Origin of the sequence: Streptomyces sp. NPDC050704 (genome assembly GCF_040654355.1) — a bacterium.
GTDB lineage: Bacteria > Actinomycetota > Actinomycetes > Streptomycetales > Streptomycetaceae > Streptomyces.
Map to the genome: position 1 here is coordinate 1 of NZ_JBFAHW010000235.1, position 5895 is coordinate 5895.

At 70.3% G+C, this 5895-nt stretch carries 8 protein-coding genes and 1 pseudogene; 6 read left to right on the forward strand and 3 right to left on the reverse strand.

Annotation, left to right across the window (positions count from 1 at the left end; genetic code table 11):
- Window positions 1–126: 126 nt before the first annotated feature.
- A pseudogene (locus AB0I18_RS51430) lies at window positions 127–252 on the reverse strand (ketosteroid isomerase); the annotation flags it as partial.
- 111 nt (window positions 253–363) lie between these two features.
- Here AB0I18_RS51430 and AB0I18_RS51435 point away from each other — a divergent pair.
- Together AB0I18_RS51435 and AB0I18_RS51440 are read left to right on the forward strand one after the other, a co-directional pair.
- Window positions 364–495 carry a hypothetical protein gene (locus AB0I18_RS51435; RefSeq protein ID WP_363112788.1) on the forward strand — a complete coding sequence of 44 codons (132 nt, stop codon included), beginning with the start codon at window positions 364–366 and terminating at the stop codon, window positions 493–495.
- 66 nt (window positions 496–561) lie between these two features.
- Window positions 562–1011 (forward strand): nitroreductase family deazaflavin-dependent oxidoreductase, encoded by a 450-nt coding sequence (locus tag AB0I18_RS51440; RefSeq protein WP_363112789.1) that lies wholly within the window; start codon window positions 562–564, stop codon window positions 1009–1011.
- Window positions 1012–1231: 220 nt separating this feature from the next.
- On the opposite strand, the gene AB0I18_RS51445 is transcribed toward AB0I18_RS51440, so the two are convergent.
- Window positions 1232–2281: a cation diffusion facilitator family transporter gene (locus tag AB0I18_RS51445; protein WP_363112790.1), complete on the reverse strand. Its 1050-nt coding sequence runs from the start codon at window positions 2279–2281 to the stop codon at window positions 1232–1234.
- Window positions 2282–2389: 108 nt separating this feature from the next.
- Here AB0I18_RS51445 and AB0I18_RS51450 point away from each other — a divergent pair, with 108 nt between their 5' ends.
- From AB0I18_RS51450 to AB0I18_RS51460, 3 genes are all read left to right on the forward strand, one after another.
- Window positions 2390–3406 (forward strand): glutathione S-transferase C-terminal domain-containing protein, encoded by a 1017-nt coding sequence (locus AB0I18_RS51450; RefSeq protein ID WP_363112791.1) that lies wholly within the window; start codon window positions 2390–2392, stop codon window positions 3404–3406.
- Window positions 3407–3548: 142 nt separating this feature from the next.
- Window positions 3549–3842 carry a DUF4235 domain-containing protein gene (locus AB0I18_RS51455; RefSeq protein ID WP_363112792.1) on the forward strand — a complete coding sequence of 98 codons (294 nt, stop codon included), beginning with the start codon at window positions 3549–3551 and terminating at the stop codon, window positions 3840–3842.
- Between the two features lie 105 nt (window positions 3843–3947).
- Window positions 3948–4415 (forward strand): peroxiredoxin, encoded by a 468-nt coding sequence (locus AB0I18_RS51460; protein WP_363112793.1) that lies wholly within the window; start codon window positions 3948–3950, stop codon window positions 4413–4415.
- Window positions 4416–4449: 34 nt separating this feature from the next.
- On the opposite strand, the gene AB0I18_RS51465 is transcribed toward AB0I18_RS51460, so the two are convergent.
- Window positions 4450–4842 (reverse strand): VOC family protein, encoded by a 393-nt coding sequence (locus AB0I18_RS51465; RefSeq protein WP_363112794.1) that lies wholly within the window; start codon window positions 4840–4842, stop codon window positions 4450–4452.
- Window positions 4843–5186: 344 nt separating this feature from the next.
- On the opposite strand from AB0I18_RS51465, the gene AB0I18_RS51470 reads away from it, so the two are divergent.
- A complete protein-coding gene (locus AB0I18_RS51470) occupies window positions 5187–5870 on the forward strand; it encodes a hypothetical protein (protein ID WP_363112795.1) in 684 nt (227 codons plus the stop codon).
- The last annotated feature ends 25 nt before the right edge of the window (window positions 5871–5895 follow it).

A 5895-nucleotide genomic window follows, 5' to 3' on the forward strand; every position in this document is an offset into this window, starting at 1 on the left:
GAGCCACCTGTCCTGCGGCGACGTGCGGCGGTGGGGGTCCCCCCGCCCGAGCCGAGCGAAGCCGGTTCGAGGGTGGGGGCGCGTGCCGGGCGTCGAGGCGCAGGCGGGGGTTCAGACACAGGCTCCCAGTTTCCAGTCGGCTCCGTCGGCGTACAGTTCCGCGATGCGCTCGGGGTCGCCCTGGCCGATGCGGCGCAGGAATTCCTGGACGACGGTGCGGGTCGCGTCGGCGGTGTCGGTCGTGAGGGTCATGCGGGCTCTCCGTCTCGGGCCGTCCCGGAACCCGCGCCGTCCGGTGCGGGGAGCTCCTACAGTGCCGATCTTCGCGGCGGCCGACAATTACCTGCCGGGTAAGGCCAGTTGGTGGCACTCGGCGAGGACCGGGAGCGGATGATCGACGCACTGGCCCGGCTCGTCGAGGCGATGGAGAGCGGTCTGGAGGCGTGGCGGAGAAATAGCGAACGGGCGTGCGCGGCAGGGATGAAATCTCTGTAGGGGCCGTGTTGAATCTTGGGTTGGCAAGAGTCGTACGAACGAACGACGAACGATGGGATGGATGCCATGCCTCTCGAGGGCGAGTACGAACCCAGCCCCACGCAGTGGGTCCGTGATCAGGTGGAGCTGTACGAGCGCTCCGGCGGGACCGAGGGAACGACGCTGATGGACACGGGGATGCCCGTGATTCTGCTGACGACCAAGGGCGCCAAGAGCGGCAAGCTCCGCAAGACGCCGCTCATGCGCGTGGAGCACGAGGGTCGCTACGCCGTCGTCGCCTCGCTGGGCGGCGCCCCCAAGCACCCCGTCTGGTACCACAACGTCGTCGCCGATCCGCACGTGGAGCTCCAGGACGGCCCGGTGCGCCAGGACATGACGGCACGCGAAGTGACCGGCGAGGAGAAGGCCCAGTGGTGGGAGCGCGCGGTCGCGGCGTATCCGCCCTACGCCGACTACCAGAAGAAGACCGACCGGGTGATCCCGGTCTTCGTCCTGGAGCCTGTCGCCGGAGCGTGAGCGGCGCACGGGCACCCGATGGCCCCGCCGTGAGCGAACAACAGGGCCTCTCCAACTTGCCCTGCCTGTCCTGACGTTGACGGTCCCGAGGGCACGGCGCACCGAGTGCCGCTGCCGCTTGCCGGCCCCGGTCGCCATGGCATCAGGGGCGGCTCCAAGACCTTCCGAAAATTCCTTCGGAAAGGCAGGCATGAATCGGTGTCCGCCGGGCACCCGAGGGTCAGGCCCCGCCGCGCTCCCCCGTCGCGGCGGGGCCCTTGTCGTCTGTTCCTGAGCTCGCAGCCGCCCGTGCGGCCCTCGCGGCGCGCCGTGCCGTGGGTGCGTCCGTCACGTCGAGGAAGATCTGGTCGGCCTCCGGGATCGTGTGGGCCACCGATCGTTTGATGCGTACGGCGACCAGTTCGACCTCCTCGCTGTCCAGGCCGGGCACCAGGTCGACGCGGGCGGCCACGAGCGTCGAGTCGGGGCCGAGCTGCATGGTAAGCAGGGATTCCACGGAGTCGATCTCCGGCTGCGCCTCCAGCAGGGCCCGGATGCGGCGGCTCGGCTCCGGATCCGCGGCCCGGCCGATCAGCTGCTCGCGCGCGTCGCGGCCCAGCCGGTACGCCACGTACACGAGCAGCGCCCCGATGGCGAACGAGGCCGACGCCTCCCAGATGATCAGGCCGGTGACCATGTGGAGGGCCATGCCGGCGATCGCGAGGCCCACACCGAGGACGGCGGTGCCGTCCTCGGCGACAACCGTCCGCAGGGCCGGGTCGCGGGCGCCTTCGGCGAGGCCGCCCTGTCGGCGGATCTGGTGCAGGGCGCGCAGGAGGGACGTCCCTTCGGCGAGCAGCGCGATGACGAGGACCACCAGCCCCGCCAGATAACCGGAGGTCGACTCCGCACTCCCCCTGCCGAGGGCCTCGAAGCCCTGGAAGAAGGAGAAGCAGCCGCCCATCACGAAGATGCCGACGGCTGCCAGGAGGGACCAGAAGAAGCGTTCCTTGCCGTAGCCGAAGGGGTGCCGGCTGTCGGCGGGGCGCCTGCTGCGGCGCAGGGCGGCGAGGAGGAAGAGCTCGTTCATGCTGTCGGCCACCGAGTGCGCGGCCTCCGAGAGCAGCGCGGGGGACCCCGCGACGAAGCCGCCCACGGCCTTGGCCATGGCGATCACGATGTTGGCGGCCAGCGCCACCAGCACGGTGACGCGTGTCCTGCGGTCCGCGCGTCGCGAGCCGGGGGTCCCCTCGGCCGAGGGCCGGGGGCGGGAGGACGGCTTGGGGGACATCTCGGCCGACTGCCCCTCTCACCGGTCCTCACACAGGAGTGACGGCGGAATTCGGGGAACTCTCATCAGGGCACACGTACGGGGTACACGTACGAAAGGAAAGGCGTCATGGGAGACACCGAGGGCAACAGCGGGTACGGGAGGAAGTCCTTCAAGCGGTCCAAGAGCCACTTCGCGGACCGCGTCACGGCGGACGGCCGGGACGGCTGGCCGGTCGAGGCCGGGCGCTATCGGCTGGTCGTCAGCCGGGCCTGCCCCTGGGCGAGCCGCGCGGTGATCTCGCGGCGGCTGCTGGGGCTCGAAGGCGCCCTGTCGATGGCGATCGCCGATCCCGTTCAGGACGACCGCAGCTGGCGCTTCACGCTGGATCCGGGCGGCCGGGACCCGGTGCTCGGCATCCGGTTCCTCAGCGAGGCGTACGAGGCCCGGGAGCCGGACCCGCCGGGCGGCGTCAGCGTGCCCGCCCTGGTGGACGTGTCCTCCGGCCGTCTGGTGACCAACGACTACCAGCGGCTCACCCTGGACCTCGCCACCGAGTGGACGGCCCTGCACCGGGAAGGGGCACCCGATCTCTACCCGGCGGGGCTGCGGGACGAGATCGACGAGGTCATGGCGGAGGTGTACGAGGACGTCAACAACGGGGTGTACCGGGCCGGGTTCGCCACCGGCCAGGAGGAGTACGCGGCGGCCTGCGAGGGGGTCTTCCGGCGGCTGGAGATCCTGTCCGAACGGCTTGCCGGGCGGCGCTATCTGGTCGGGGACACGATCACCGAGGCGGACATCCGGCTGTTCACCACGCTGGTCCGCTTCGACGCCGTCTACCACGGCCATTTCAAGTGCAACCGCTGGAAGTTGACGGAGAATCAGGTGTTGTGGGCGTACGTCCGCGATCTCTACCAGACGCCCGGTTTCGGGGACACGGTCGACTTCGACCACATCAAGCGGCACTACTACCAGGTCCACACCGGCATCAACCCGACGGGCATCGTGCCGATCGGTCCCGACCTGTCCGGCTGGCTGACCTCCCATCGCCGCGAGGAGCTCGGCGGGCGTCCCTTCGGGGACGGGAGTCCGCCCGGGCCGGTGCGCGAGGGCGAGGAGGTGCCGGCGGCGGGCCGGCCCTGAACCGGCAGCCGATCCCCTCCTCCACTCATCCCCCTCCGCCCATCGCCTCCACCGTCCGCGTATCCGCCCCGGATCGGGACACTCGCCAGGAGTCCGGTGAGACCGCCGCCGTCAGGGCGACAGCGAGGCAAAGGAGACCCAGATGCGGAAGAAGAAGCTGCCCCTCGCCTACAAGCCTCTCGGCTTCCTCCTCGGCTGGACGAGCGGGGCGCTGGCCGGGATGGCGTTCCAGGCGACCTGGAAGGCGATACGCCACGAAGAGGACGCGCCCGACGCCCTGGACAAGGACCGCGGCTGGGGCGAGGTACTGCTGGCCGCGGCCGTACAGGGGGCCATCTTCGCCGTCGTGCGCAGCGCGGTGGACCGTACGGGCGCGACGGCCATCGAGCGGTCGACCGGAGTATGGCCCTCCGGCGAGAAGGGCGGCCGGGACTGACTCCCCAGCAGTCCATTCCCGGCTTCCCACCCTCCCGTTCCGGCTTCCGTGCCCTCCCGTAGGGTTGGCCTCCTTATCGACGGCCGGGAGTCAGGGGTACGAGCTGTGAAGAGCCGGATAGAAACAGGCGACACGGTCGAGGACTTCGCGCTTCCCGACGAGACCGGCACCTCCCGGCACCTCTCCGAGCTGCTGGGCGAGGGGCCCGTCGTGCTGTTCTTCTATCCGGCGGCGCTCACCGCCGGCTGCACGGCCGAGGCCTGCCACTTCCGCGACCTGGCCGCCGAGTTCGCCGCCGTCGGAGCGCGGCCGGTGGGGATCAGCGGTGACACGGTCGACCGGCAGCAGGAGTTCGCGGGGAAGCACACCCTCGGCTTCCCGCTGCTGTCCGACCCCGAGGGTGTGATCCGCGAGCGGTTCGGAGTGAAGCGCGGTTTCTCGCTGGCGCCCACGAAGCGGGTCACCTTCGTCATCTCCGAGGACCGGAAGATACTCGACGTGGTGCACAGCGAGCTCAGGATGAGCGCGCACGCGGACCGCGCCCTGGCCGCCCTGCGCGCTCACCGGAGCTGAACTCACCGGGGCTGAACTCACCGGGCCTGACGAGTCATCCCTGTTTGGGAGCGGTGGCCGGCACCATGCGCAGCGTGAACGAATGGCCGGCCGGATCGGCGTAACCGCGCTCCTCGAACGGGCCGGACGCGTCCTTGGTCTCCAGCGGCCGCCCGCCGAGACCGACCACCCTGCGCTCCGCCTCGTCCAGGTCCTCCACGTGGAAGTCCAGGTGGGCCTGCAGGGAGTTCTCGGGGCGCGGCCAGCTCGGCGGGGTGGCCTTCACGTCACGCCGGAACGCCAGCCGGGTTCCGTCGGCTCCCCTGATCTCGACCCGGTTCGCCGTCGCGTCCGTCTCCTCGGCCTCCAGCAACTCCTTGTAGAACGCGGCGAGTTTCTCGGGCTCGGCACAGTCGAGCACGACGACGCCTGTCACTACCAGTGCCATGTCTCCTCCGTACACCGACCGGGCGTGAGCGGGGGTTCCCGCCCACTGCCCCCGCCTCACCGGGTACCCCGCCACGCGGAATCAGTCGGGCCCGCCCCGGCACGGCGAACGCACTCATTCGGCCACAAGGGCCGACAAGTCACCTAGGTCACGAGCAGGTGTAACGCAGGTCACGGCGGAGTCACCGAGGTGGCGGCATAGATCATTTACGATCAGGGCAGCCTCGTAGCGCAAATCGAGTCAACTTTCGCCTCGGGACGCGCAGTTCGAGTCAGCGGGCCTCATTTTGATCGCCCGCCCGCAGAGGTGGGGGGCCCTGCGGATCGCCGCAAGAGAGGACGCGAATGCCGCAGGACGTCAGGTTCGACCTCCCCTTCACCACCCCGGTGAGTGAACACCTCGAATACGCCCGGGCCCGCCATCTGCGCTGGGTGTGGGACAAAGGCCTGGTGCGCAGCCAGGCCGGTTTCGAGGAGTACCGCTCCTGGGACCTGCCTCAGGCCGCGGCCCGCACCTATCCCCACGCCTCGGCCGACGACATGGTCGTCCTGATGAACTGGTTCTCGCTGGCCTTCCTCTTCGACGACCAGTTCGACACGAGCCGGCCCGATCTCGCCGACCGCATAGCGGAGGTCGCGCGGGAGCTCATCGCCACGCCTCTGCGGCCCGCCGGCCTCACCCCTCGGGTGGTCTGCCCCATCACGGTGGCCTGGGCCGAGGTCTGGGCGCATCTCTCAGATGGCATGTCCCTGACATGGCGTACGCGCTTCGCGGCCTCCTGGGGCCGGTTCCTCGTGGCGCACACCGAGGAGGTCGACCTGGCGGCCCGCGGCCTGGCCGGCACGCTCGACCTCCAGGAGTACGCCGGGTTCCGGCGCCGTACCGTCGGCATCCACCACAGCATCGACGCCGGTGAGCGCAGCCGCGGCTTCGAGGTGCCGGCCCAGGTGCAGGCGCACCGAGGCTGGCCGCGGCCGTGGGCGTCGGCGGACTGCTGGTCTGTTCGCTGCTTGCCGCACTACTGGTGACCGTCACGAACAACGCGCACGACGC

What these genes read in the sequence shown, in the direction of transcription:
- AB0I18_RS51455 (WP_363112792.1), top strand. Translation starts at nt 3,549, where the DNA reads ATGCGGAAGAAGAAGCTGCCCCTCGCCTACAAGCCTCTCGGCTTCCTC.
- AB0I18_RS51465 (WP_363112794.1), bottom strand. Translation starts at nt 4,842, where the DNA reads ATGGCACTGGTAGTGACAGGCGTCGTCGTGCTCGACTGTGCCGAGCCC.
- AB0I18_RS51445 (WP_363112790.1), bottom strand. Translation starts at nt 2,281, where the DNA reads ATGTCCCCCAAGCCGTCCTCCCGCCCCCGGCCCTCGGCCGAGGGGACC.
- AB0I18_RS51440 (WP_363112789.1), top strand. Translation starts at nt 562, where the DNA reads ATGCCTCTCGAGGGCGAGTACGAACCCAGCCCCACGCAGTGGGTCCGT.
- AB0I18_RS51470 (WP_363112795.1), top strand. Translation starts at nt 5,187, where the DNA reads ATGCCGCAGGACGTCAGGTTCGACCTCCCCTTCACCACCCCGGTGAGT.
- AB0I18_RS51450 (WP_363112791.1), top strand. Translation starts at nt 2,390, where the DNA reads ATGGGAGACACCGAGGGCAACAGCGGGTACGGGAGGAAGTCCTTCAAG.